Annotated in this window: 22 protein-coding genes; 9 read left to right on the forward strand and 13 right to left on the reverse strand. The window is 62.3% G+C overall.

Annotated elements, in window-relative coordinates; all coding sequences use genetic code 11:
- Positions 1 to 28: 28 nt before the first annotated feature.
- From rsxC to GT753_RS07250, 4 genes are all read right to left on the reverse strand, one after another.
- Complete coding sequence (rsxC, locus tag GT753_RS07235; protein ID WP_160125433.1) at positions 29 to 2,572, reverse strand: electron transport complex subunit RsxC; 2,544 nt, start codon at positions 2,570 to 2,572, stop codon at positions 29 to 31.
- The gene (gene rsxB / locus GT753_RS07240; RefSeq protein WP_004938428.1) at positions 2,565 to 3,137 is read right to left on the reverse strand and encodes an electron transport complex subunit RsxB; all 573 of its coding nucleotides are present in this window, start codon (positions 3,135 to 3,137) and stop codon (positions 2,565 to 2,567) included. The genes rsxC and rsxB overlap by 8 nt, the downstream gene beginning before the upstream one ends.
- Positions 3,137 to 3,718 carry an electron transport complex subunit RsxA gene (rsxA, locus tag GT753_RS07245; protein WP_004938443.1) on the reverse strand — a complete coding sequence of 194 codons (582 nt, stop codon included), beginning with the start codon at positions 3,716 to 3,718 and terminating at the stop codon, positions 3,137 to 3,139. Before rsxA ends, rsxB begins: the two co-directional genes overlap by 1 nt.
- Before the next feature lie 135 nt (positions 3,719 to 3,853).
- Positions 3,854 to 4,294 carry a DUF2569 domain-containing protein gene (locus GT753_RS07250; protein WP_004938446.1) on the reverse strand — a complete coding sequence of 147 codons (441 nt, stop codon included), beginning with the start codon at positions 4,292 to 4,294 and terminating at the stop codon, positions 3,854 to 3,856.
- A gap of 224 nt (positions 4,295 to 4,518) precedes the next feature.
- On the opposite strand from GT753_RS07250, the gene GT753_RS07255 reads away from it, so the two are divergent.
- The gene (locus GT753_RS07255) at positions 4,519 to 5,559 is read left to right on the forward strand and encodes an oxidoreductase (protein WP_160125434.1); all 1,041 of its coding nucleotides are present in this window, start codon (positions 4,519 to 4,521) and stop codon (positions 5,557 to 5,559) included.
- Between the two features lie 72 nt (positions 5,560 to 5,631).
- Positions 5,632 to 6,636 (forward strand): bile acid:sodium symporter family protein, encoded by a 1,005-nt coding sequence (locus GT753_RS07260; RefSeq protein ID WP_004938453.1) that lies wholly within the window; start codon positions 5,632 to 5,634, stop codon positions 6,634 to 6,636.
- An 11-nt stretch (positions 6,637 to 6,647) separates the two neighbouring features.
- On the opposite strand, the gene GT753_RS07265 is transcribed toward GT753_RS07260, so the two are convergent.
- The 3 genes from GT753_RS07265 to GT753_RS07275 all read right to left on the reverse strand — a co-directional run bounded on the left by GT753_RS07265 (position 6,648) and on the right by GT753_RS07275 (position 9,192).
- Positions 6,648 to 7,193: an AAA family ATPase gene (locus GT753_RS07265; RefSeq protein ID WP_021505442.1), complete on the reverse strand. Its 546-nt coding sequence runs from the start codon at positions 7,191 to 7,193 to the stop codon at positions 6,648 to 6,650.
- Positions 7,194 to 7,302: 109 nt separating this feature from the next.
- On the reverse strand, positions 7,303 to 8,301 hold the full coding sequence (gene add / locus GT753_RS07270) for an adenosine deaminase (RefSeq protein WP_075685791.1): 999 nt from the start codon (positions 8,299 to 8,301) through the stop codon (positions 7,303 to 7,305).
- Between the two features lie 135 nt (positions 8,302 to 8,436).
- A complete protein-coding gene (locus GT753_RS07275) occupies positions 8,437 to 9,192 on the reverse strand; it encodes a DeoR/GlpR family DNA-binding transcription regulator (protein WP_049241210.1) in 756 nt (251 codons plus the stop codon).
- Positions 9,193 to 9,289: 97 nt separating this feature from the next.
- Between GT753_RS07275 and GT753_RS07280 the strand changes: the two genes are divergently transcribed.
- Positions 9,290 to 9,886, forward strand: coding sequence for an NUDIX domain-containing protein (locus GT753_RS07280; RefSeq protein WP_015377759.1), 597 nt, complete (start codon positions 9,290 to 9,292; stop codon positions 9,884 to 9,886).
- A complete protein-coding gene (locus GT753_RS07285; RefSeq protein ID WP_015377760.1) occupies positions 9,883 to 10,251 on the forward strand; it encodes a hypothetical protein in 369 nt (122 codons plus the stop codon). Before GT753_RS07280 ends, GT753_RS07285 begins: the two co-directional genes overlap by 4 nt.
- Positions 10,252 to 10,283: 32 nt before the next feature.
- On the opposite strand, the gene GT753_RS07290 is transcribed toward GT753_RS07285, so the two are convergent.
- Together GT753_RS07290 and malX are read right to left on the reverse strand one after the other, a co-directional pair.
- Positions 10,284 to 11,465 carry a MalY/PatB family protein gene (locus tag GT753_RS07290; RefSeq protein WP_160125435.1) on the reverse strand — a complete coding sequence of 394 codons (1,182 nt, stop codon included), beginning with the start codon at positions 11,463 to 11,465 and terminating at the stop codon, positions 10,284 to 10,286.
- Complete coding sequence (gene malX / locus GT753_RS07295; RefSeq protein ID WP_076740262.1) at positions 11,458 to 13,077, reverse strand: maltose/glucose-specific PTS transporter subunit IIBC; 1,620 nt, start codon at positions 13,075 to 13,077, stop codon at positions 11,458 to 11,460. Before malX ends, GT753_RS07290 begins: the two co-directional genes overlap by 8 nt.
- Before the next feature lie 223 nt (positions 13,078 to 13,300).
- Between malX and GT753_RS07300 the strand changes: the two genes are divergently transcribed.
- Positions 13,301 to 14,332 carry a Mal regulon transcriptional regulator MalI gene (locus GT753_RS07300; protein ID WP_160125436.1) on the forward strand — a complete coding sequence of 344 codons (1,032 nt, stop codon included), beginning with the start codon at positions 13,301 to 13,303 and terminating at the stop codon, positions 14,330 to 14,332.
- Here GT753_RS07300 and GT753_RS07305 read toward each other — a convergent pair.
- Complete coding sequence (locus GT753_RS07305) at positions 14,329 to 15,210, reverse strand: LysR family transcriptional regulator (RefSeq protein WP_021505437.1); 882 nt, start codon at positions 15,208 to 15,210, stop codon at positions 14,329 to 14,331. The two genes, GT753_RS07300 and GT753_RS07305, sit on opposite strands and share 4 nt — an antisense overlap.
- A 206-nt stretch (positions 15,211 to 15,416) precedes the next feature.
- Between GT753_RS07305 and blaSRT the strand changes: the two genes are divergently transcribed.
- Entirely contained in the window at positions 15,417 to 16,553 is a 1,137-nt protein-coding gene (gene blaSRT / locus GT753_RS07310) for an SRT/SST family class C beta-lactamase (RefSeq protein WP_160125437.1), read from the forward strand.
- A 26-nt stretch (positions 16,554 to 16,579) separates the two neighbouring features.
- Here the strand turns inward: blaSRT and GT753_RS07315 are convergent, their stop codons facing one another.
- Positions 16,580 to 17,488 (reverse strand): LysR family transcriptional regulator, encoded by a 909-nt coding sequence (locus GT753_RS07315; protein WP_021505436.1) that lies wholly within the window; start codon positions 17,486 to 17,488, stop codon positions 16,580 to 16,582.
- A gap of 102 nt (positions 17,489 to 17,590) precedes the next feature.
- On the opposite strand from GT753_RS07315, the gene GT753_RS07320 reads away from it, so the two are divergent.
- Entirely contained in the window at positions 17,591 to 18,745 is a 1,155-nt protein-coding gene (locus tag GT753_RS07320) for a serine hydrolase (RefSeq protein ID WP_160125438.1), read from the forward strand.
- Between the two features lie 44 nt (positions 18,746 to 18,789).
- On the opposite strand, the gene GT753_RS07325 is transcribed toward GT753_RS07320, so the two are convergent.
- Together GT753_RS07325 and manA are read right to left on the reverse strand one after the other, a co-directional pair.
- On the reverse strand, positions 18,790 to 20,322 hold the full coding sequence (locus tag GT753_RS07325) for a YdgA family protein (protein WP_015377768.1): 1,533 nt from the start codon (positions 20,320 to 20,322) through the stop codon (positions 18,790 to 18,792).
- Between the two features lie 141 nt (positions 20,323 to 20,463).
- Positions 20,464 to 21,642, reverse strand: coding sequence for a mannose-6-phosphate isomerase (gene manA / locus GT753_RS07330; protein ID WP_015377769.1), 1,179 nt, complete (start codon positions 21,640 to 21,642; stop codon positions 20,464 to 20,466).
- Between the two features lie 478 nt (positions 21,643 to 22,120).
- Between manA and GT753_RS07335 the strand changes: the two genes are divergently transcribed.
- Complete coding sequence (locus tag GT753_RS07335) at positions 22,121 to 22,453, forward strand: hypothetical protein (RefSeq protein WP_021505432.1); 333 nt, start codon at positions 22,121 to 22,123, stop codon at positions 22,451 to 22,453.
- Positions 22,454 to 22,685: 232 nt separating this feature from the next.
- Complete coding sequence (gene fumC / locus GT753_RS07340) at positions 22,686 to 24,083, forward strand: class II fumarate hydratase (protein ID WP_047727634.1); 1,398 nt, start codon at positions 22,686 to 22,688, stop codon at positions 24,081 to 24,083.
- The last annotated feature ends 38 nt before the right edge of the window (positions 24,084 to 24,121 follow it).

Below are 24,121 nucleotides of genomic sequence, written 5' to 3' on the forward strand. Positions count from 1 at the left end.
GCCTGGCGTCAGCCAGGCGCCGCTATCATTATTTGTCTTCCGTTTCCGCCGCCAGCGATTCTCTGGCGGCTTTTTTGGCTTTGGCGCGGGCGATAGCCGCGGCGACCGCCGCCTTGCGCGGATCTTCTTCGGCGGCAGCCGGCGCCGGTTCCGTCGGTGCAGGGGCATCCGCCTGCTGCGCCGCTTTCTTGGCCTTGGCGCGGGCGATAGCCGCCGCGACCGCCGCCTTGCGCGGATCTTCTTCGGCGGCAGCCGGCGCCGGTTCCGCCGATGCAGGGGCATCCGCCTGCTGCGCCGCTTTCTTGGCCTTGGCGCGGGCGATAGCCGCCGCGACCGCCGCCTTGCGCGGATCTTCTTCGGCGGCAGCCGGCGCCGGTTCCGTCGGTGCAGGGGCATCCGCCTGCTGCGCCGCTTTCTTGGCTTTTACGCGGGCGATAGCCGCCGCGACCGCCGCCTTGCGCGGATCTTCTTCGGCTGCAGCCGGCGCCGGTTCCGTCGGTGCAGGGGCATCCGCTTGCTGCGCCGCTTTCTTGGCTTTTACGCGCGCCAGTGCCGCCGCGACCGCCGCTTTGCGCGGATCTTCTTCGGCTACAGCCGGCGCCGGTTCCGCCGATGCAGGGGCATCCGCCTGTTGCGCCGCTTTCTTGGCTTTTACGCGCGCCAGTGCCGCCGCGACTGCCGCCTTGCGCGGATCTTCTTCGGCTGCAGCCGGCGCCGGTTCCGCCGATGCATGGGCATCAGCCTGCTGCTCTGCCTTTTTGGCCTTCACGCGCGCCAGGGCGGCCGCAACGGCCGCTTTACGCGGATCGTCCTCTGTTGCCGCCGGGGCGGAGCTGTCTGCTGCCGGCGCCTCTTTGCGCGCCTTCACGCGGGCCAGCGCCGCGGCCACGGCGGCTTTACGCGCGTCGTCGCCGGCGGTCGCCGGTGGCGCTTCCGTTTCCACCTCGGCAGCCAGCTGGGCACGACGTTCGCGCGCCTGCGCTTTACGTGCTTCGCGGGCAGCGATCATCTCGCTGTTATCCGGCTGCTGGCCGTTGACCGGCGTAACCGCCGCTTCGGCATTCTTGCTGCGCACGCGCGCCAGCGCGGCCTGCACTGCGCCCTGATCGTCGTCGGTCAGTTTGACGGCGGCCTTTTTATGTCGCTCTTCACGCGCCAGTTTTTCACGCTCCAGACGCGCCAGCTTGGCCTCGTAACGCGCCTTGGCCTCGGCGGTGCGCGCCGCTTCCAGATCGATAGCCTTGATTTCGGCCTTTTCCTGCCGGTAGTACTGTACCAGCGGGATATTGCTGGGGCAGACGAACGCGCAGGCACCGCATTCGATGCAGTCGAACAGGTTATGGTTGCGCGCCTTGTCGTGCTCCTGCCCGCGGCTGAACCAATACAGCTGTTGTGGCAGCAGCCCGGCAGGGCAAGCGTCTACGCACAGGCCGCAGCGGATGCAGGACTGCTCCGGTTCCTGCGGCGTCATTTCATCCACCGTCGGCGCCAGAATGCAGTTGCTGATCTTGACGATTGGCACGTTCAGCGCGGGCAGGGTGAAGCCCATCAGCGGGCCGCCCATGACCACCATCTGCTGCGCCTGCGGGCGGAAACCGACGAAGTCGAGCAGGTGCTGCACCGGCGTGCCGATGCGAGCCCACAGATTGCCGGGGCGCTCGATCGCCTCGCCGGTCAGGGTCACTACGCGCTCAATCAGCGGTTCGCCGTCGACGATCGCTCGCTTGATGGCGAAGGCGGTGCCGACGTTTTGCATCAATACGCCGATAGCGGAGGAGTGCTTACCGTGCGGCACTTCCTTACCGGTCAAAATTTTGGTCAGCTGCTTGGCGCCGCCGGACGGGTATTTGGTCGGGATGACGCGCAGCGCAATGCCGGGCTGGCCGCGCAACGCCTGTTTCAGCGCCGCGATTGCCTCCGGTTTATTGTCTTCGATGCCGATCAACGTGAGCTTGGGTTGCAGAATGTGTTGCAGGATCTGCGTGCCTTCAATGATCTGATCGGCATGTTCCTGCATCAGACGGTCGTCGGCGGTAATGTAAGGCTCACACTCGGCGGCGTTGAGGATCAGCGTTTCCACGCCGTTCATGCCGCCTTGCAGTTTGCTGGCGGTCGGGAAACCTGCGCCGCCCAGGCCGGCGATGCCGGCCTGATGAATACGTTGAATCAGTTCCGCGGCGGGCGATTGGCGATAATCCGCCACCGGATCGCGCTCGCACCAGCGGTCTTCCCCGTCTGCCTCGATAATCACGCACAGCTCCGTCAGCCCGGACGGGTGCGCGGTGATGTGCGGCGTAATGGCGCTGACGGTGCCCGAGGTCGGGGCGTGCACCGGCACGGTGCGGCCGCGGCCGACGGTCAGCGGCTGGCCTTTCAACACCCGATCGCCGGCGCTGACGCACAGCTCGCCTTCCGGCCCCAGATGCTGTTGCAGCGGAATGATAAAGGTCTTGGGCAGGGGCGCGACACGCAGCGGCGCACCGCTGGACTGCGTTTTCATTTCCGGTGGATGGATCCCGCCGTCGAAATCCCAGACCCGGTCTTTTTTAAAGGCGGCGAACAGATTAAGCATGTTGCTCCACGTGGATCACTTGCACCGGGATCGTCTTCATGTCCCACTTCCAGTTGGCGGTGGTGGTAGCGACCGGTCTCATTTCAATACAGTCGGTAGGGCAAGGGGCGACGCACAGATCGCAGCCGGTACAGAGGTCGGTAATGACGGTATGCATGGCGCGGGTGGCGCCGACGATGGCGTCCACCGGGCAGGCCTGAATGCACTTGGTGCAGCCGATGCAGTTGGCCTCGTCGATATAGGCCACTTTACGCTCCGGCTCGGCGGCGGCTTCGCTGCCCAGCGGCTGCGGCTCGACGTTGAGCAGCTCCGCCAGTTTCAGCATCACCTGTTCGCCGCCCGGCGCGCATTTGTTGATCATCTCGCCGTTGGCCACCGCCTCGGCATAGGGGCGACAGCCGGGGTAGCCGCACTGGCCGCACTGGCTCTGCGGCAGGATCGCATCGACCTGCTCGGCGACCGGATCCTCTTCCACCTCAAAACGGCGCGCGGCGTAGCCCAGCACCAGTCCGAACAGCAGCCCGAGCGCGCTTAGAGCCGCGATAGCTATCCACAACGCAGTCATTAGAATTTCACCAGCCCGGTAAAGCCCATAAAGGCCAGCGACATCAGCCCGGCGGTGATCAGCGCGATCGAGGAGCCGCGGAACGGCGCCGGCACGTCGGCCACCGCCAGACGTTCGCGAATGGCGGCGAACAGCACCATCACCAGCGAGAAACCGGCGGCGGCGCTAAAGCCGTAAACGGCGGACTGCAGGAAGTTGTAGCCGAGGTTGACGTTAAGCAACGCCACGCCAAGCACCGCGCAGTTGGTGGTGATCAGCGGCAGGAAGATGCCCAGCAGGCGGTAGAGCGCCGGGCTGGTTTTGCGCACTACCATCTCGGTGAACTGCACGACGACGGCGATCACCAGAATGAAGGAGAGCGTGCGCAGGTACACCAGATCCAGCGGAACCAGAATAAAGGTGTTGATCACCCAGGCGCTGACGGAGGCCAGCGTCATGACGAAGGTGGTGGCCATTCCCATGCCGATGGCGCTTTCCAGCTTCTTGGAAACGCCGAGGAACGGGCACAGGCCAAGAAACTTCACCAGAACGAAGTTGTTCACCAGTACGGTGCCGACAAACAGGAGCAGGTATTCGGTCATTGCGATGCCTAAAAAAATAAAAGCCGCCTATTATCGGGAATCGGCGGCCGGACGACAACATATGAATCGCAGGGGTATTGCCTTTTTTGGCGAAAATTTACACAAAACACCCGATAAAACGTGCTGCAACCGCCTTTAACGTTCGGTAAAGGTGCCTTTAACCCGCTGCGAGCGCTTGATGTAAGGCACCAGCAGCGCCGCCATCAGCAGCGGCCAGCCGAGGCTGCGCACCGCCACTTCATCCGGCACCGGCGCGAAGGCGAAAGCTTTCACCGCCAGGATCACCGTGATCAGCAGCCATAACAAGAACAGTTTAGGGAAGCGCTGCGACCGCTGGCAGAACAGAAACACCAGCCACAGGGTAAAGCCCCACATCAAGAGCGTGGTCAGCACCGAAAAGTACCATTGCAGGGTAAACGCCTGGGCGTTGGTCAACAGATAGTCGCGCGACTCGGGCATGAAGATCGCCATGGCGTACAGGAGCAGCATCAGGCTGGCGCTGAGCAGGGTAACGATCAGATAGGCCAGCGGGGCCAGCAACCAACCGCCGATACGAGAGTATTCAGCTTGAGACATAAAACGGCTTCCTGATTGAATCGGGGATCACAGGCGGCATAGCTTAGCGGGTAATATAGGCTTCGTCATCTCTATCAAGCGGATAGCTCGGCATCGCGACGCCGGGCCGCACGTTTGGCTACTCCGGCCTCGCTTCGAATTAACATCTCATTTACTTCTTGTTCCATCCGGCCGCATGGTGTCAAATCGAAAGGGTCTGTCGTGAGCCTGCAAGAGGAAATCCCATGGCTGAAAAAATTCGTGTCGGGCTGGTCGGTTACGGCTACGCCGGTAAAACCTTTCATGCGCCGCTAATCGCCGGTACGCCGGGGCTGGAACTGGCCGCCGTTTCCAGCAGCGATGCCGGCAAAGTGCACGCCGACTGGCCATCGATGACGGTGGTGGGCGATGCGCAAGCGCTGTTCGCCGATCCGACCCTCGATCTGATCGTGATTCCCACCCCTAATGACACTCATTTCCCGCTGGCGCAACAGGCGCTGGCCGCCGGCAAGCACGTGGTGGTGGATAAACCCTTCACCGTGACGCTGTCACAAGCTCGGGCGCTGCAACAGCAGGCGCAGCAGAGCGGTTTACTGCTGTCGGTGTTCCACAACCGCCGCTGGGACAGCGATTTCCTTACCCTTAAGGCGCTGCTGAACGACGGTTCGTTGGGCGAGGTGGTGTATTTCGAGTCGCATTTCGATCGCTACCGGCCACAGGTGCGCCAGCGCTGGCGCGAACAGGGCGGCGCCGGCAGCGGCATCTGGTTCGATTTGGGGCCGCATCTGCTCGATCAGGCGCTGCAATTATTCGGCAAGCCCGACCGACTGTTTGTCGATCTGGGTGAGCTGCGGCCGGGGGCACAGGCGGTGGACTATTTTCACGCGCTGCTGAGCTATGGCGATCGCCGCGTGGTGCTGCACGCCAGCATGCTGGCGGCGGCGGAGAGCCCGCGCTACGTCGTGCACGGCACCCGCGGCAGCTATGTCAAATACGGCCTCGATCCGCAGGAGGACCGGCTGAAGGCCGGCGAGCGCTTGCCGCAGGCCGATTGGGGCTATGACATGCGCGACGGCGTGGTGACGCTGTCACGTGACGATCTGCTGGCGGAACAGCCGCTGCTCAACATTCCCGGCAATTATCCGGCTTATTACGCGGCGGTGCGCGACGCGATCGCCGGCATAGGCGAAAACCCGGTGCCGGCCGCCGACGCCATCGCGGTGATGGCGTTGATCGAACTGGGGCTGGAATCGGCCCGGCTGCAGCAGGCGCTGCCGGTGGTTTGATACCGCCCATTTCTCTGTGCCCGGCGCAACGTCGGGCCTTTTTACGACTTTACGTGCAAGGAAATTCGTTTCATGTCCTGGTTGCAGCGTTTGCGCATTGATAAATTTTTGCTGGTTCTGATTTTGGTGGTGATCGTCGCCTCGCTGTTCCCCTGCGAAGGCATCTGGAAAACCTTCTTTGAACACCTGACCACCGCCGCCATCGCGCTGCTGTTCTTTATGCACGGCGCCAAGCTGTCGCGCGAGGCGATCGTCGCCGGCATGAGCCACTGGAAGCTGCATCTGCTGGTGTTCCTCAGCACCTTTGCGCTGTTCCCGCTGCTCGGGCTGGCGATGAACCTGCTGGTGCCGGGCATCATGACGCCGACGGTCTATCTCGGCTTCCTCTATCTGTGCGCGCTGCCGGCCACGGTGCAGTCGGCCATCGCTTTTACCTCGGCGGCGGGCGGCAACGTGGCGGCGGCGATCTGCAGCGCCTCAGCGTCCAGCATTCTTGGCGTGTTCCTGTCGCCGCTGCTGGTGGGGGCGTTGATGCATACCCAGGGCGGCAATACCGACGTGCTGCACGCCATTGGCTCAATCATTCTGCAACTGATGGTGCCGTTCGTGATCGGCCATCTGGCGCGGCCGCTGATCGGCAAGTGGATCGACCGCCATCGCAAACTGATTAACCTGACCGACCGTTCGTCGATCCTGCTGGTGGTGTATACCGCGTTCAGTGCGGCGGTGGTGGAAGGGATTTGGCACCGTATCGACGGCTGGTCGCTGCTGACCATCCTGGTGATGTCGCTGGTGCTGCTGACGGTGGTGCTGGTGATCAACACCTACGCGGCGCGCTGGCTGGGCTTCAACACCGCCGATGAAATCACCATCGTCTTCTGCGGTTCGAAAAAGAGCCTGGCGAACGGCATCCCGATGGCCAACGTGCTGTTCCCGGCCGCGGCGGTGGGCGCCATGGTGCTGCCGCTGATGATTTTCCACCAGGTGCAACTGATGGTGTGCGCGGTGCTGGCGCAGCGCTATGCGCGTAAAACCGCCAAACAGCGGGCCGAGGCGGAGGCGCTGGCGGCCAAATAGGCCGCAGGCCGCTAACGGTGGCCCAGCGCGTCGAGCAGAAAGTCGGCGCGCTCATCGGGTGAGGCGCGCGGCAGCTCTTGCAGCCGATAGCCATAACGGCGATAGATGGCCACCATCGCCCGATAGGTTTGCTCGGCTTCGGCGAAAGACTGTTTTCTCTCGCTGTCCTGCGCATAAATCGCTCGCCACGGCGGGGCGATGAACACCGTATCGGCATAGCGAAAGGCGTCGATCGCCGCTGTTAAGGGGGCGGGGATCGATAATCCGCACAGCGTCAGGTAACCGGCGATATCCGGCAGGCCGCGATCGAAGAACCAGCATGTTGCGCCCGTCGCTTCGCGCCATGAACGCAGTTCCCAATCGAGCATCCGCTCGGCGAAAGCCTGGCGATCGCCCCACGGCAGCGCATTGCCACCAATACTCACCTGATCCTGAATAATCGCCCGGCCCGCCTCCTGCGAATGCGGGTAACCGCGGCGATGAAGAACGTCGATGAGCGTGCTTTTGCCCGAACCCGGGCCGCCGGTCAGCACGATACGGCGTAGTTTGTCAGACATGCGGAATTCCTCTCTTGCAACAGAGTGATGGGGTGAAAACAGCGATAAAGACGAACAGGCGGAAGAAAACGGGGGATGAGAAGAAGGCGCCGTTTGGCGCCTGGGGAGATTAGCCCTGAACTTTGGCGCGTAGCGCCTGTTTTTCCTGCTCGCTGAGGAAAGCCAGCTTCAGGCCGTTTTCCTGGGCGGTGCGGATTTCTTCCGGCGTCAGCCCGGCCTGCGGCGCGGCGACGCGGTATTCATGCTCGATCTCGATGCCCTGAACCGCCGGATCGTCGGTGTTGATCGACGCCAGCACGCCGTGGCGCAGGAAGGTGGCCAGCGGATGCTGCGCCAGCGACGGCACGGTGCTGGTTTGGATGTTGGAGGTCAGGCAGGACTCGATGCCGATGCCGTGTTCCGCCAGGAAGTCCATCAGCGCCGGATCTTCGACCGCTTTCACCCCGTGGCCGATACGTTCGGCGCCCAGCTCGCGGATCGCCTGCCAGATGCTTTCCGGGCCGGCGGCTTCGCCCGCGTGCACGGTGATGCGCAGGCCGGCGTCGCGCGCACGGTTGAAGTGACTGAGGAACAGGCTGCCGGGGAAGCCCAGCTCATCGCCCGCCAAATCCAGTGCGGTAATGCCGTCGCGGTGCGCCAGCAACCCTTCCAGCTCCTGCAAACAGGCGGCCTCGCCAAAGGTGCGGCTCATGATGCCGATCAGGCGAATGTCGATATCGCGATCGCGGCAGCCCGAGCGGATCCCGTCGATCACCGCTTCCACCACGCCGGCGACCGGCAGCTGATGCTTCATCGCCATGTAGTAAGGGGAAAAACGCAGCTCGGCGTAGTGCAGGCCGGCGTTGGCGGCGTCCTCGACGTTTTCGTAGGCCACCCGGCGGCAGGCGTCCAGATCGCCCAGCACCGCTACGCCCCAGTCCAGTTTCTGCAGGAAGCTGACCAGATCCGGTTCGGCGTGGGTGATCTGCACGTGCGGGCGCAGGCTCTCCAAATCGTTGGCCGGCAGGGTGAGGTTGAACTGGCGACCGAGGTCGAGAATGGTCTGCGCGCGGATATTGCCGTCGAGATGGCGGTGAATGTCGGTAAGCGGTAGGCGGGGATCGATCATGCTGGGCACTCGCTAATTATCGTAGGTAAAGTGCAGAACAGTATAAAAACAAATGAATGAAACTTGCCATCTCGTTGCATAAAAAAGTGACTTGCATCACAAATAATGCGAGGAGTATCGCATTATCGTCGTGAATCAGGCTTTCAACACGCTGACGCCCGCCTGCTGCAACGGCGCGATCAATGCGTCGTCGGTGGCGCGTTCAACGATGATGGTATGCGCCAGCGTAATGTCACCGATCGCATACTGTGAGGCGGCGTTAAGCTTGGCGGCGGAGGCCAGCACTACGGTTTCCGCCGCGCGGGCCGCCAGCGCGCGCTTGATGTAGGCCTCTTCCAGATCGCCGGTGCTCAGCCCCGCAGTGGGGTGCACGCCGGTCACGCCCATAAAATAGATATCGGCGCGAATATGCGACATCGCTTCCACCGCGGCGGCGCCGACGCTGACGATCGAATGCTTGTACAACCGGCCGCCGATCAGGATCACCTCCACCGTGGGATGATCGGCCAGGCCCACGGCGACGCTGGGGCTGTGGGTGACGATGGTGGCGTTCAGGCTGAGCGGCAGCTGCCTGACCAGCTCGGCGGAGGTGGTGCCGCCGTCGATGATCACCACCTGGCCGGGGGCGATCAGCGCCGCCGCCGCTTTGGCGATCGCGCGTTTGGCGCCGGATTCCAACTGATTGCGTTCGGCGAAGCTGGCGATGGCGGATGAAACCGGCAGGGCGCCGCCGTGCACCCGCTGCAGCAACCCCTCGGCGTCCAGTTCGCGCAGGTCGCGCCGGACAGTGTCTTCCGACAGCCCGAACAGCTCGCTGAGCTGCTTGGCCAACACCTGGCCGTCCTGAGCCAGTTTCTCCAGGATGATTTTCTTGCGCTGGCTGGTCAACATGGCCATTTTTCCCTCAAATTTGTTTTGCACGAAATATCTTGATCATACACGAAACTGCACGATAGTATCAATTTCCTTCCTCTGGCGGAGTAAACCGATGATAGCCACCAAAGACAGGGTTCGCATTGTCGAAACCCGGGTGTTGTCCGATGACTGGTACCTGCTGAAAAAAACCACCTTTGATTTTCTGCGGCGCGACGGCGTCTGGCAGCGGCAAAGCCGTGAGACTTACGATCGCGGTGACGGCGCGGTGATTTTGCTGTTCAACCGGCAGGCGCAGACGGTGATCCTGACGCGCCAGTTCCGCTTTCCGGTGTTCGTCAACGGTCATGACGGCATGCTGATTGAGGCCGCCGCCGGGCTGCTGGACAACGCGTCGCCGGAGGCGCGCATCAGAGCCGAAGCGGAAGAGGAAACCGGCTATTTCGTGCAGAACGTGGAGAAAGTGTTCGAGGCGTACATGAGCCCAGGTTCGGTCACCGAGAAGCTGCACTTTTTCGTCGGTGAATATCAGGCGGGCGATCGCGTCAACGAGGGCGGCGGGGTGGCGGCGGAGGGCGAGGATCTGGAGGTGATCGAGCTGCCGCTGGCGCAGGCCCTGCAGGCGATTCGTCAGGGCGCGATCGTTGACGCCAAGACCATCATGCTGCTGCAGTTTGTCGCCTTGAACCGGACGTTGGAGGAAGAACGATGAAAGCACAACAAATCCTGATCGCCGGCCCCTATCGCAGCGGCACCGATGGCGATCCGCAGCGTATCGCCGCCAATCTGGCGCGCCTGGAACAGGCGGCGCTGGCGGTTTACCTGCGGGGACACGTGCCGGTGATCGGCGAATGGCTGGCGCTGCCTTTGGCGGCGGCGGCAGGCTCCACTCAGGTTGGCGATGCGGTGAGCGAGGCGTTTCTTTACCCGGTGGCCCATCGGCTGATTGCGCAGTGTCAGGCGGTGTATCGCATCGAAGGGGCATCTGCGGGAGCCGATAACGACGTGCGGTTGGCTAACGAATGGGGATTGACGGTCTATCGTCATCTGGAGGAAATTCCGTCTGTTCAGGCGTAACCGAGGGGCGGGCAGAGGCTCGCCCCCTCGCGTTATTGCTCGCCCAGCACCATCCTCAACCCGGCGATCAGCTTGTCCATTCCGGCCTCCAGCTTGCCGCGCGGGCAGCCGACGTTGAGACGCAGGAACCCGCGGCCTTCCTCGCCGTAGGTAAAGCCCGGCATGATCGCCACCTTTTCGCGCTCGATCAGCGCCTGCTGCAGCGCCCGATCGTCTACGGCCAGCGGCCGCAGATCGATCCAGGCCAGGTAGGTGGCCTGCGGCGGGCGCCAGCCCAGCGCGGGAAACGCCTGCTCCAGCCGTTCGGCGACGTAGCTCAGATTATCCTGCAGATAGTCGCGCAGGGCGTCCAGCCAGGGTTCGCCGTGGCGATAGGCAGCCACGTGCGCCGCCACCGCCAGCACCGCCGGCGAGGAGAGGCCGTCGCGGGATTTGAGCTGCTGGAAGTAGGCTTCGCGGCTGGCGTCATCGCTGATAAAGCCGTAGGCGCCGGTCAGCGCCGGGATATTGAAACTCTTGGAGCCGGAGGTCAGCAAGGCCCAGGCGCCGGTCGCCACCTGGCTCCACGGCGTATGGCGGTGTTCCCCCCATGCCATATCCATGTGGATTTCGTCGCTGATGACGCGCACGTCGTGGCGCTCGCACAGTTCGGCCATCTGCTGTAACTCGTCGCGGCGCCACACTTTGCCGGTGGGATTATGCGGGCTGCACAGCAGCAGGATCTTGGTTTGCGGCCGCGCCAGCAACGCCTCAAGGTGCGCCATGTCGCAGCGCCAGTCGTCGCCGGCCTTGTGCAGCGGGCAGGCCAACAGCTGGCGTTGGTTGGCGAGGATCACCTTGTAGAAGGCGTCGTAGGCCGGGGTATGGGTCACCACATAGTCGCCCGGTACGGACCATTGGCGGATCAGCTGCGCCGCCATGTAGATAACGGAAGGGCCGTACACCGCCGTTGCGGTGTCGATGGCGACGTTGAAACGTTGCTGATACCAGTGGCGCAGCGCGCCGAGAAAATCCTCGTGCTGCCAGCGGCTGTAGCCCAGCACGCCGTGCTGCAGGCGTTGCTGCAACGCCTCGAGAATGCACGGTGCGGTGGCGAAATCCATATCGGAGATGGTGAACGGCAGCAGATCGTCGCTGCCGAAACGATCGGCGATATAGTCCCACTGGGTGCACCAGGTGCCGTGGCGGTCGATCGGGGTGGAGAAATCAAACATGGGTGGCTCCCTGCAGCGCCGCGGCAGGTTGCGCCGTGGCTATCAGTGAGTCTAATTCATCTTTCACCGATTGCACCTGCGGGCCGATCACCACCTGCAGATTATGGTCGTTGAGATGCACTACGCCGATGGCGCGGTTGGCCTTCAGCGCCGCGTCGTCCACCCGGCTCATGTCGTTGACCGACAGGCGCAGGCGGGTGATGCAGTTGTCCAGCGTGATAACGTTGCCCGGGCCGCCGAGGGCCGCCAGAATCGCCGGCACGTTGTAGCCGGATTTGCCCACCGCGCCGCTCGGCGCGCTTTGGCTGATGGCGCTGTCGCTCTCACGGCCCGGCGTTTTGATGTTAAAGCGCTGGATGGCGAAGCGGAAAATGGCGTAATAGCCGACGAACCAGACGGCGGCCACCACCGGCACCAGATACCACTTGGTGGCGGTGCCGTGCAGAATGCCGAACACCACGAAGTCGATGATGTTGCCGTCGGTGTTGCCGATGGTCACGCCCAGCAGCGCCATCACGGTAAAGCCCAACCCGGTGAGCAGCGCGTGGATCAGATACAGGAACGGCGCGACGAACAGGAACAAAAATTCGATCGGTTCGGTGGTGCCGCCGACCACGCAGGCCACCACGCCGGAAATCAACAGCCCTTTGATTTTGTGACGATTCTCCGGTTTAGCGCAGTGGTACATCGCCAGCGCCGCGCCCGGCAGGCCGCCGAGGAACGCCGGCATTTTACCCTGTGACAGGAAGCGGGTGGCGCTCTCGGCGAAGCCGGTGGTGGTCGGGCAGGAGAGCTGCGCCTGGAAGATGGTCAGGGCGCCGCTGACGCTGTGGCCGCACACCTCCATCGTACCGCCCGCCTCGGTAAAGCGGATCAGCGCCACCAGAATGTGCTGCAGGCCGAACGGCAGCAGCAAGCGTTCACCGGTGCCGAACAGCATCGGGCCAAAGGCGCCGGCGCTGTTGATCACCCAGCCCAGCCCGGTGATGCCGGCGGCGAACCACGGCCAGATCAGTGGGATCACCAGGCCGCACAGGCCCAGCACCACGGTGGTGACGATTGGCACGAAGCGCGTGCCGCCGAAAAACGCCAGCGCGTCCGGCAGGCGGATGGTGTGGAAGCGTTCATGCAGGCGATAGACGATGATGCCGACGATCACCGCGCCGAGGATGCCGGTATCGATCGACTGAATGCCGAGGATGTTCTGGATATTGTTGGCTTTCAGCACCAGCGGATCGCTGGTGGGCAGCACGCCGGCGGCGGTCAGATAGAAGTTGGTGCCCAGATTCAGCACGGCGAAGCCGACGAAACCGGAGAACGCGGCGACGCCTTTGTTTTCGCGCGCCATGCCCAGCGGAATGGCGATGGCGAACATCACCGGCAGGAAGCTGAAGGCGAAGGAGCCTACCTTGCTCATCCAGGTGAAGATCAGCTGGAAGATCGGGTGGCCGATAAACGGCATCAGGGTGATCACGTCGCGGCTGCTCAGCGAGCTGCCGATCCCCAGCATGATGCCGCAGAAAGAGAGCAAGGCGACGGGCAACATGAACGTTTTGCCCAGGCTCTGGAAGAACTCCCAGAGGGTGATTTTGGGTTTGTTGGCTGCTGACATAACCGACTTCTCCTGGCGAAAAGACGAGCAAAAAGGGGACTGCTGATTAGGTAAAAAGAAGATAAAACGTTTTACCTAGCAAAAATGCGCCACCAATCACAAATCTGCCGCCCGTTTTTTGGCGACAATGCGGCTGGCAGTAAAACGTTTTACTGAGTTAACGGATTCGGTATACCCTTGATCATTACGGCGCGGGTTGCCCAGGAACGGGTTCGCAGAGACTATGAGCATCAAAAAAATCACCATCACCGATGTGGCGCAGCAGGCGGGCGTGTCGGTCACCACGGTTTCCCTGGTGTTGAGCGGCAAGGGGCGGATTTCGCCGACCACCGTCGAGAAGGTCAATCAGGCGATAGAGCAGTTGGGCTACGTGCGCAATCGTCAGGCGGCGACGCTGCGCGGCGGTGAATCTGGGGTGATCGGCCTCGTTCTGCGCGACATTTGCGAACCCTTCTATGCCGAAATGACCGCCGGGCTGAGCGAAGCGCTGGAGGCGCACGATAAACTGCTGTTTTTAACCCAGAGCGGGCGCGACGGTCAGGGCTTGCAGCGGGCGTTTGACGCGCTGCTGGCGCAGGGCGTCGACGGTATCGTGCTGGCCGGCGGCATTCGCGCGGCGGCTGGGTTGAAGGAGAAGGCGGCCGAGCAGGGCGTACCGCTGGTCTGCGTGGCGCGCTCCAGCGGTCTCGATGGGGTGGACGTGGTGCGGCCGGACAACATGCAGGCCGCCAAACTGGCCACCGAATTTTTGATCAAACGCGGCCACAGCCAAATCGCCTACCTTGGCGGCCAGAGCGACTCATTGACGCGTGCCGAGCGGTTGGGCGGCTTTTGCGCCACGCTGGTGCAGTACGGCCTGCCGTTTCGCAGCGAATGGATCGTCGAGTGCGATTGCCGGCAGCGTGAGGCGGCGCAAGCGGCGGAACAGCTGCTGCACCACTATCCGAACATTACCGCTGTCGTTTGCCACAAGGCTTCGGTGGCGCTTGGCGCCTATTTTGGCCTGACGCGCAGCGGCCGCAGCATCGGCTCGGATGGGGTTGACGCTTACTACGGGCGGCAGGTGGCGCTGATCGGCTTCGGCGACGTGCCGGAGGCCGAGCTGACCGAGCCGCCGCTGACCTTCGTCTCCAGCTCGGCGCGGGAAGTGGGGCGCAGCGCCGCCGCGCGCCTGCTGCAGCGCATCGGTGACGCCGACCTGCCGGCGCAGAACGTCATTCTGCCGCCGACGCTGATCCGGCGCGGCTCCGCCTAATCCCGCCGCAGTTCCTCTTCCGCCTCCCGGCGGATCCAGCCGATAAAGGTTTTCATCGCCGGCGTCAGGTCCCGCGACTTCAAATGGGTCAGCCAATAGGCGCCAAGCGCGGCCTCGGCGGCGAACGGCCGCTGCAGCACGCCGGCGGCCAGTTCGCGGCGGAACATGCTGACCGGCGCCAGCGCCACACCGTCGCACTGGATCGCGCCTTCCACCATCAGTCTTGACGAGTCGAACACCGGGCCGTTGATCCGCCACGGCGTCACCTGCGCAGCCGTGAACCAGCGCTCCCATTCATCCTTGCGGTAGGTGCGCATCAGCTGCTCGTGCTGCAGATCCTGCGGCGTGCGCAGGCGCGCGGCGACCGCCGGCGGGCAGAGCACCGTCAGCGGCGCGTCGAACAGCTTGATATTGCAGGTGGCGGGCCAGAGGCCTTCGCCGAAGCGGATGGCGAAATCCATGCCGTCGGCCGACAGATTGACCAGGTTGTTGTGGGTCAGCACCCGTAGATCGATAAACGGGTGCGCCGTGCGGAACGCCGCCAGCCTCGGCATCAGCCAGCCGACGGCGAAGGTGCCGACCACCGCCACCGTCAGCACCTCGTGGAAATGCCCGCCTTCGAACTGTTGCAGCACCGCCTCGATGCGGTCGAAGGCGTCGTTCAACACCGGCAGCAGCGCCTGGCCTTCTTCGGTCAGATCCAGGCCGCGCGGCAGGCGGCGGAACAGCTGAATGCCCAGCTGTTCTTCCAGCATGCGTACCTGCTGGCTGACGGCGGCCTGGGTGACGCGCAGCTCCAGGCCGGCGCGGGTGAAGTTCAGGTGGCGGGCGGAGGATTCGAACGCCCGCAGGGCATTGAGGGGAAGTCGATTGCGCATCGTCGATAGCCATAAGTTTTTCTTTATGCTGGCTGAAATTATTATCGCTTGTCAACCCGGCGGCAAAATCCGATATTTGGCGCGGCTGCTGAGAGCGTCGCGGCAGCCGTAAAGGAATGACATCATCAACCAGGGAAAGCGCCGTGCATAACGCCAATAAAAACTTTTGGCCGCGGCCGATGCCCTGCAACCTGAGAGCTTCTATCATGACGAAAATGAACCGCCTGGCGGCCGCGTTGATCGCCGCGCTGATCCTGCCGACCGCACAGGCCGCACAGCAGCAGGATATCGACGCCGTTATTCAGCCGCTGATGAAAAAATATGGCGTGCCGGGCATGGCGATCGCCGTGTCGGTTGACGGCAAACAGCAGATTTACCCGTATGGCGTGGCCTCGAAGCAGACCGGCAAACCGATCACCGAGCAGACGCTGTTCGAAGTGGGCTCGCTGAGCAAAACCTTCACCGCGACGCTGGCGGTCTATGCGCAGCAGCAGGGTAAGCTGTCGTTCAACGATCCGGCCAGCCGCTATCTGCCCGAGCTGCGCGGCAGCGCCTTCGACGGCGTCAGCCTGCTGAATCTGGCGACGCATACCTCCGGCCTGTCGCTGTTCGTGCCGGACGACGTGACCGACAACGCCCAACTGATGGCCTACTACCGGGCCTGGCAGCTGAAACACCCGGCGGGCAGCTACCGCGTCTATTCCAATCTCGGTATCGGCATGCTGGGCATGATCGCCGCCAAAAGCCTCGACCAGCCGTTTATCCAGGCGATGGAACAGGGGATGTTGCCGGCGCTGGGCATGAGCCACACCTACGTTCAGGTGCCGGCGGCGCAGATGGCCAACTATGCGCAGGGTTACAACAAGGACGATAAGCCGGTGCGGGTCAATCCCGGCCCGCTGGACGCCGAGTCTTACGGCATCAAGTCCAACGCTCGCGATCTGATTCGCTATCTGGACGCCAACCTGCAGCAGGTGAAGGTCGCACAGCCATGGCGCGACGCGCTGGCCGGGACGCACGTCGGCTATTATAAGGCGGGCGCGTTCACGCAGGATCTGATGTGGGAGAACTACCCGTATCCGGTGAAACTGTCGCGTTTGATCGAGGGCAACAACGCCGGGATGATCATGAATGGCACGCCGGCTACCGCCATCACGCCGCCGCAGCCGGAATTGCGCGCCGGCTGGTATAACAAAACCGGCTCTACCGGCGGTTTCTCCACCTACGCGGTGTTCATCCCGGCGAAGAATATCGCCGTGGTGATGCTGGCCAACAAATGGTTCCCGAACGACGATCGGGTCGAGGCGACTTATCGCATCATCCAGGCGCTGGAGAAGCGCTGACAATCAGGGGCGCCGGCGGGGCGCCCCTACCACCGATGCTGCCGTTCACGTTGCTCGCGCATGAAATCGATAAAGGCGCGCAGTTTGAGCGGCAGATGTCTGCCGGCGGGGAAGTAGATGAAAAATCCCGATGCTTCGCTGGCGTAACCCGGCAGCACTTCCACCAGTTGCCCCTGGGCCAGCTCCTGCAACACCGTGCCCTGAAAACGCTGTGCGATACCCAGCCCCGCCAACGCCGCATCCTTGATCAGCCTGTCTTCGTTAAAAATCAAACTGCCGCTGACGTCCAGCGCGCGTTCATCGTCGCCCAGGCTGAAATACCAGGGTTCCAGTTTGCCGCTGCCGGGAAAACGGTAGCGCAGGCAATGGTGCGCGAGCAGATCGTCCGGCGTGGCCGGTGCGCCGCAGCGCGCCAGATAGTCAGGCGAAGCGACCAGCACCCGGCGCTGGCCGTTATCGATCGGCACGGCGATCATGTCCTTTTGCAACATGGCGTGCATGCGAATGCCGGCATCGAAACTGCCCAGCACCAGATCGGAAAAGCGGTCTTCGGTAAACAGCTCCAGCTGCACCTCGGGATAGCGCCGCTGAAACGCCGCCAGATGCGGCATTACCAGCAGCGAAGCGGCCAGCTGCGGCAGCGTAATGCGCAGCAGGCCTGCCGGCTGTGCGCCCAGGGCGCGCACATCGTCCGCCGCCACATCGATCTGGCCCATGGCCGGCGACACCTTCTGATAGAACAACCGGCCTTCGTCGCTGAGGCGCACCGAGCGGCTGGTGCGGTGAAATAACCGCACTCCCAGCTGATTCTCCAGCGCCTGAATGTTTTGCGACACCGCCGGCGGCGTGACGCCCAGTTGGCTGGCCGCGCGGGTAAAGTTGCCCAGGCGTGCCACGGCTTCGAAATAGGGCAGCAGTTGCAGGAGTGAACTCATCTATCAATAACCTCTGCTTAATGATTCATTAAATTATGCCTTATTTTAATTTATGAAGAACGTTTTAGACTGGTTTTACTTTCCCTCAGAGAGATTAAAATCATGTCGGCAATACAACAGGCGTTAACAGAACGGATCGCGGCGATCGATCAACAGGCGATGGCCGAAGGGCGCATCGTCGGCAGCGTGGTGCTGGTGGCGCGGCGGGGCGAAATTTGCTACGCCGGGGCGGCCGGCTATGCCGATCGCGAAGCGCGGCAACCGATGCGGCGGGAAACGCAGTTTCGGCTGTCGTCGGTTTCCAAACCCTATACCACGCTGGCGGCGTTGCGTTTGATTGAGCAAGGCAAGCTGAGCCTGGACGATGCGGTCAGCGACTGGCTGCCGTGGTTTACCCCGGCGCTGGCGGACGGCCGGCGCCCGGCGATCAAGATCCGTCATTTGCTGAGCCATACCGCCGGGCTGGACTATCGGCTGAACCAACCGCCGGCGGGCGTTTACCATCAGTTGGGGGTCCAGGACGGCGTGGAGCTGTCGACGCTGACGCTGGAGCAAAACCTGCGGCTGTTGGCGCAGGCGCCGTTGCTGTCGGCGCCGGGGGAGCGCTTCAATTATTCGCTGGCGATCGATGTGCTTGGCGCGGTGCTGGAGCGGGTGACGGGCATGTCGCTGCCGCAACTGTTTGTCGAATGGGTGGCGCAGCCGCTGGGGCTTGGCAACACCGCATTCCATGCGACGGACGCCGCGAACCTGGCGACGCCGTATTACAACACCCCGCAAGGGCCACTGCGCATGTATGAAGGCCTGCGGGTGGCGCTGCCGGAGGAGATGGCGGGGGGCGAGGTGCTGTTTTCACCCGCGCGGGCGCTTAATGCGGAGGCTTATCCTTCCGGCGGCGCGGGCATGGTCGGCGATGCCGACGACGTGCTGAAGCTGGTGGAAGCGCTGCGCAGCGGCGGGCAGGGCATGTTGCAGCCGGACACGGTGGCGTTGCTGCGCAGCCCGCACGTGGGCGCGCAGGCGCAAACGCAAGGGCCGGGCTGGGGCTTCGGCTTTGGCGGCGCGCTGCTGGTGGATCCAGACGCAGCGCAGACGCCGCAGCACGCCGGCACGCTGACCTGGGGCGGCGTTTACGGCCACAGCTGGTTCTTTGATCCACAGGCGCAGCTGAGCGTGGTGATACTGACCAACACCGCGTTTGAAGGCATGTGCGGCCGCTACCCGCAGCAGATCCGCGATGCGGTTTATGCGGCGTAAATAAAAAGGGCCCCGCAGGGGGCCCTTGTTAGGTTTTCAGGCGATTACTGCGCCGGTGCCGGAGCGGGTTCCGCTTCCTGCGCCGGTTCAGCGTCTTCCGCCGGGGCGCCCAGCATGGCGAACTGGCCGATGAACTCCTGCAGCGACATCTTGTTGCCGTTCAGGTCAACCTGATTGTCAGCGTAGTGGAACTTGCTCGCGATCACGCCGTCTTTCTGGGTGGTCAGCTTGAACATCTGACCCATGGCCGCCAGGCCCTGCACTTGCTGCTGCGCCAGTTTCTGCGCGTCTTCCGCATTATAGCCCTGCAACAAGGCGGTCTTCGCGGTCACTTCGGTAGCCATCGCTTCCGGAATGGTCAGGCTGAGATCCAGCTTTTTAACCGCCTGAGCGATCAGCTGATCCGGCGATTGTGCCGGGGAGGCGGCCTTGCTCGGATCGGTCATCGCCAGATCCAGCGTGAAGACGCTCTCACCCTTGCTGTTTTTCCAGCTCAGCGGGGCGATGCTGAGGCTTGGGTTGCCTTTCAGCAGCAGCGGCAGGTTCTTTTGCAGCATCTCGGAGGTCTGCTGTTCGTAGACGTCCGGATCCAGGTTCTCGCCCTGCTGCAGCAGCGCCATGGTTTGGCGGTTGTAGCTGTCGGAGAAGTCTTTCAGCGCCTTGCCGTCGACGTTGTCGATTTTCAGCGTCAGTTTACCGGCACCGAAGTCGTTGCCCTGCACCTTGAGCGCGTCCATGGTGTAGTCGATCTGGCCGCCGATATTGCTGCTGCCTTGCTCGCCAAACTTGCTCACCAGATTGAAACCGTCCAACGCCACGGTATCTTTACCGTCGATCGTCAGTTTGAACTGCTTCAGCGTCATCGTCTGATCGCCGAGCTTCACGCCGAACTTGCTTTCGTTGCTGTTGCCTTTCAGGTTGAAGCCCTGGAAGGTGATCTGCTCGTTTTGGCCGAATTCATTCGGGCTGGCGAACACGATAGTGTCGCTATTGGCGTCCAGCGCGAATTTTTTCAGATCGCGTGACACATCGGCGTCAATGGTGGCGCCGCTGAATTTCAGCGAAGATTTATCCTTCTGGTAGTCCAGGGGGATAAAGTCGATGGTGGACGCGGTATCGCCGCTGTACGAGATGCGCGAATCGGCGGTAAACAGCGATTTGCCTTTGGTGGTTTCAAACAGGCCTTTCACCGCCGGGGTGTTTTCCAGCTCGGTATGCACCGACGCCATGCTCGGCAGCAGGTTGAATTTTTTCAGCTGCGCGAACGGGAACGGACCGTGATCGATGGTTTCCAGGAACGCCACTTCTTCACCGGCTTTCAGCGCCGCATTTTCACTGGTATCCGTGCCGTCGGAACGCAGCACATAACGCACTTTACTGCTGAACAGGCCGCGCTGGTAATTTTCATAGCTCAGCTTGACGCCGGCTTTCGGCAGGTAGGCTTTCAGTTGGCCGTTGGCGTTGTCGACGACTTCGCCCATGTGCTGCTCGATCTGTTTCCCGGTGTACCAGGATGCCCCGGTCCATGCTGCGCCAAGAACGACAATGACGCTGACAGCGACTAACGATTTTTTCATAGCTCTGTTTCATCCTTTTTTTCTTATCACCCTCCGTTGCATGGGAGGGGAAAATAGGGGCCGACAAAAAACGCCCGCAGGCGTTTAATTGTGGGGGTAGCTCTCGCTTTCAGCAAGCAATTTGCTGAAATTTATCAACGGTTAGGCCAGCTGGTTATAAACCCGGGCGATGCGGCCGCTGCCGCTGACGTTGACCGGGGATTCGAACGCCCCGATAAAGCAGGATTCGCCCGGTTTGAGCGTCAGGCGTTGCCCGGATTTCTCCAGCGTCGCTTCGCCGGCGACGCAGAACACGATGGCGGCGCTTCGCTGTGCCAGCGCCTGTGGTGCGGCGGTCAAATCGTGCAGTGAGAAGGCGAAATCCTCCACCGGGATCGGGAAGAACAGCTCGTTGCCGCGTTGCTCCGGTTGGGTCAGCAGGCCGGAAGCCGGTTGCGGGCGGAACTGCAGGTTGGCCAGCAGCTCGGGCACGTCGATGAATTTCGGCGTCAGGCCCGCGCGCAGCACGTTATCCGAGTTGGCCATCACCTCCAGCGCCACGCCTTTCAGGTAGGCGTGCGGCGTTTCGGCATACAGGAACATCGCCTCGCCCGGCGCGAGCTGCACCACGTTCAGCAGCAGCGGTGAGAACAGACCGCTGTCGTCCGGATAGAAGCCGGCGATAAAGCGCACGGTATCCCAGGGTTCCCCCTGCTGGTTGTTGAGCGCGGCTTTCAGCACGCCGAGCGCCAGCGATTTTTGTTCGCCACTCATCGTCAACAGGCTGGCGAACAGGGTCGCGAGGTGCGCGGTGTCCGGCTGTTGCAGGAAGGCGGCGATGTCGTGGTGCGCGCCCGCGATCGGTTGCAGCAGGGAAACGATATCGGCCAGTTCGCGAAAGCCGTTCATCGCCAGGAACGGCGTCAGGGCGAACACCAGCTCGGGCTTGTGGTTGGGATCTTTATAGTTGCGTTCGGCGGCGCTCAGCGGGATGCCGGCGGCATTCTCTTTCGCGAAGCCGATCTCGGCCGCCGCTTTACTCGGGTGAACCTGGATAGACAGCGGCTGATCGGCGCACAGCACTTTAAACAGGAACGGCAACTCGCCAAAACGGCTGGCGACGTCGGCGCCCAGCTGTTTTGGCTGGTCTTCATCGATAAGAAAGCGCAGCGAACGCAGTTCGCCGTCGGCGCCCGGCACGCGGGAAGGGCTCTTGGGATGGGCGCCCATCCACAGTTCGGCCATCGGCTGATTATCCGGGTTGGCGATGCCGTAAAGACGGGTCAGCGCATCGTGGCTGCCCCAGGCGTAATTCTGTACCGCGTTGGTCATTTTTTGCATGTCGATAAACGTCCTTAACGTCATTGTCGCACTGGATGACAATAACCTACTGATTTTATACGGTTAACTAAATCTGTGCCGACGACTATCCTACGCCCGCGTCGGCAGGAAAAATCATGGGCGCGATCAAAAAAACGCCGGATAACGTCGCGCCCGGCAATGGGGCCATAGTATAACGTGATAACGATCGGCGTCTCAATTGGCGCGCAGGTCCCAAGGCGACCCGGAAAACCCGCCGATCGATTATTATTTGGCCCAACGGGGATTATTGCCGTTAGCCTGGTCATTCAACGTCATTATTTATTTTTTCAGCATGTCAAACTATGTCGGCTGAATTTATTTTTTACCGTCTGAGCCATTCCCTTATTATTATTCTCGCGCTGCACCGGGCTATCACACGCTGAGCTTAAACCTGGGCGTCAGACCCCTTTACCGTAACGGCTAACACGTCGATTTAACGAAACAAGAGGTCTGTTGCATGAAAACACTGTTGTTGCTGTTGGGGTTTTGCACCGGCGCAGCCCAGGCGGCGGTGATTGTCGCCTATCCCTACGCGGCGCCGCGCGCCGTGGTGATCGCGCCGGCGCCGATCGTCGTCACACCCGCCCCGGTCACGGTTCCCGCCGCGATCGCGCCTGTGGCGTATCCGCTGGCACTCACCGCCGGTGCGGCGGCGACCGGGGCGTATCGGCATCATGAACGGCAGGACGCCTACGACGAGATCAATCATCTGCAGCAGCAACGGATCGATGAACTCAATCATTTACAGGCGCAGCGCATCAATAATTTTAATGCGCGTCATCCGCGTTAATGGTTATCCAGATTTTTATTCTCCAGGCTCATTCCCGGCCGTTTATTTCACCGCGGGTTAACCGGCGGAAAATAACCGCGTCGTTAATGGGTAAAAGAGATGAAACGTGCTGTGAGATAACTCTCTTAATGCGAATAGTTATTATGTCACTATACTGGGAGTGCATGCCGACGTGGGGGGGAGCGCGTCGGCCTAACCCTACAATTTTAGGAATTATGCTAAGGAGATCGTGATGGCAGGCGTTCGTATCGAAAAAGACTCTATGGGCCCCATCGAAGTACCGGCCGACAAGCTGTGGGGCGCGCAAACCCAGCGTTCGTTGGCGCATTTCCGTATTTCCTCCGAAAAGATGCCGACCGCGCTGATCCACGCGCTGGCGTTGACCAAGCGCGCCGCCGCGCAGGTGAACGTGGATCTGGGGCTGCTGCCGGCCGAACGGGGCGCCGCCATTATCAACGCCGCCGACGAAGTGCTGGCGGACAGCCATGCCGACCAGTTCCCGTTATCAATCTGGCAAACCGGCTCCGGCACCCAGACCAACATGAACATGAACGAAGTGTTGGCCAACCGCGCCAGCGAGCTGCTGGGCGGCGTGCGCGGTGAAGAGCGCAAGGTGCACCCGAACGACGACGTCAATAAAAGCCAGAGCTCCAACGATGTGTTTCCCACCGCGATGCACGTGGCGGCGGTGATTGCGCTGCGCGAACACCTGATCCCTGAGCTGAAAGTGCTGCACAAGACGCTGAGCGACAAGGCCGAAGCCTACCGCGATATCGTCAAAATCGGCCGCACCCATCTGCAGGACGCCACGCCGCTGACCCTGGGGCAAGAGATATCCGGTTGGGCGGCGATGCTGGCGCACAATCTGAAACACATCGAGGACAGTATCCCGCACATTGCCGAGCTGGCGCTGGGCGGCACGGCGGTCGGCACCGGCCTGAACACCCATCCGGAGTACGCGGTGCGCGTCGCTAAAGCGCTGGCGGAATTGACCCATCAGCCGTTCGTCACGGCGCCGAACAAGTTCGAAGCGCTGGCGACTTGCGATGCGCTGGTGCAAGGGCATGGCGCGCTGAAAGGGCTGGCGGCTTCGCTGATGAAGATCGCCAACGACGTGCGCTGGCTGGCGTCCGGCCCGCGCTGCGGCATCGGCGAGATTTCTATCCCGGAGAACGAGCCGGGCAGCTCCATCATGCCGGGCAAGGTCAACCCGACCCAGTGCGAAGCGATGACCATGCTGTGCGCGCAGGTGCTGGGCAACGACGTGGCGGTGAACATCGGCGGCGCTTCCGGCAACTTCGAGCTGAACGTGTTCCGCCCGATGGTGATCCACAACTACCTGCAGTCGATCCGCCTGCTGGCCGACGGCATGCAGGGCTTCAACGAGCACTGCGCGGTGGGCATCGAACCGAACCGCGATCGCATTACCCAGTTGCTGAATGAATCGCTGATGCTGGTGACGGCGCTCAATACCCATATCGGTTATGACAAGGCGGCGGAAATCGCCAAGAAAGCGCACAAGGAAGGGCTGACGCTGAAAGCCGCGGCGCTGAAGCTCGGCTACCTGACCGAAGCGCAGTTCGACGAGTGGGTGCGGCCGGAAGCGATGGTCGGCAGCATGCAGAAATAATGACGTCATGCCTAAATGGGGCGCGGTTGCGCCCCGTC

Source organism: Serratia sp. Z4, from assembly GCF_009900725.1.
GTDB classification, from domain to species: domain Bacteria; phylum Pseudomonadota; class Gammaproteobacteria; order Enterobacterales; family Enterobacteriaceae; genus Serratia; species Serratia nematodiphila.

Bases quoted from the DNA above. Each gene is read 5' to 3' on its own strand.
- malX (WP_076740262.1), bottom strand. From the start codon at position 13,077: ATGTCAGCAGCCAACAAACCCAAAATCACCCTCTGGGAGTTCTTCCAG.
- GT753_RS07255 (WP_160125434.1), top strand. From the start codon at position 4,519: ATGGCTGAAAAAATTCGTGTCGGGCTGGTCGGTTACGGCTACGCCGGT.
- rsxC (WP_160125433.1), bottom strand. From the start codon at position 2,572: ATGCTTAATCTGTTCGCCGCCTTTAAAAAAGACCGGGTCTGGGATTTC.
- fumC (WP_047727634.1), top strand. From the start codon at position 22,686: ATGGCAGGCGTTCGTATCGAAAAAGACTCTATGGGCCCCATCGAAGTA.
- GT753_RS07320 (WP_160125438.1), top strand. From the start codon at position 17,591: ATGTCGGCAATACAACAGGCGTTAACAGAACGGATCGCGGCGATCGAT.
- manA (WP_015377769.1), bottom strand. From the start codon at position 21,642: ATGCAAAAAATGACCAACGCGGTACAGAATTACGCCTGGGGCAGCCAC.
- rsxA (WP_004938443.1), bottom strand. From the start codon at position 3,718: ATGACCGAATACCTGCTCCTGTTTGTCGGCACCGTACTGGTGAACAAC.
- GT753_RS07260 (WP_004938453.1), top strand. From the start codon at position 5,632: ATGTCCTGGTTGCAGCGTTTGCGCATTGATAAATTTTTGCTGGTTCTG.
- GT753_RS07275 (WP_049241210.1), bottom strand. From the start codon at position 9,192: ATGTTGACCAGCCAGCGCAAGAAAATCATCCTGGAGAAACTGGCTCAG.
- GT753_RS07265 (WP_021505442.1), bottom strand. From the start codon at position 7,193: ATGTCTGACAAACTACGCCGTATCGTGCTGACCGGCGGCCCGGGTTCG.
- GT753_RS07280 (WP_015377759.1), top strand. From the start codon at position 9,290: ATGATAGCCACCAAAGACAGGGTTCGCATTGTCGAAACCCGGGTGTTG.
- GT753_RS07335 (WP_021505432.1), top strand. From the start codon at position 22,121: ATGAAAACACTGTTGTTGCTGTTGGGGTTTTGCACCGGCGCAGCCCAG.
- GT753_RS07315 (WP_021505436.1), bottom strand. From the start codon at position 17,488: ATGAGTTCACTCCTGCAACTGCTGCCCTATTTCGAAGCCGTGGCACGC.
- GT753_RS07290 (WP_160125435.1), bottom strand. From the start codon at position 11,465: ATGTTTGATTTCTCCACCCCGATCGACCGCCACGGCACCTGGTGCACC.
- GT753_RS07250 (WP_004938446.1), bottom strand. From the start codon at position 4,294: ATGTCTCAAGCTGAATACTCTCGTATCGGCGGTTGGTTGCTGGCCCCG.
- rsxB (WP_004938428.1), bottom strand. From the start codon at position 3,137: ATGACTGCGTTGTGGATAGCTATCGCGGCTCTAAGCGCGCTCGGGCTG.
- GT753_RS07325 (WP_015377768.1), bottom strand. From the start codon at position 20,322: ATGAAAAAATCGTTAGTCGCTGTCAGCGTCATTGTCGTTCTTGGCGCA.
- add (WP_075685791.1), bottom strand. From the start codon at position 8,301: ATGATCGATCCCCGCCTACCGCTTACCGACATTCACCGCCATCTCGAC.
- GT753_RS07285 (WP_015377760.1), top strand. From the start codon at position 9,883: ATGAAAGCACAACAAATCCTGATCGCCGGCCCCTATCGCAGCGGCACC.
- blaSRT (WP_160125437.1), top strand. From the start codon at position 15,417: ATGACGAAAATGAACCGCCTGGCGGCCGCGTTGATCGCCGCGCTGATC.
- GT753_RS07305 (WP_021505437.1), bottom strand. From the start codon at position 15,210: ATGCGCAATCGACTTCCCCTCAATGCCCTGCGGGCGTTCGAATCCTCC.
- GT753_RS07300 (WP_160125436.1), top strand. From the start codon at position 13,301: ATGAGCATCAAAAAAATCACCATCACCGATGTGGCGCAGCAGGCGGGC.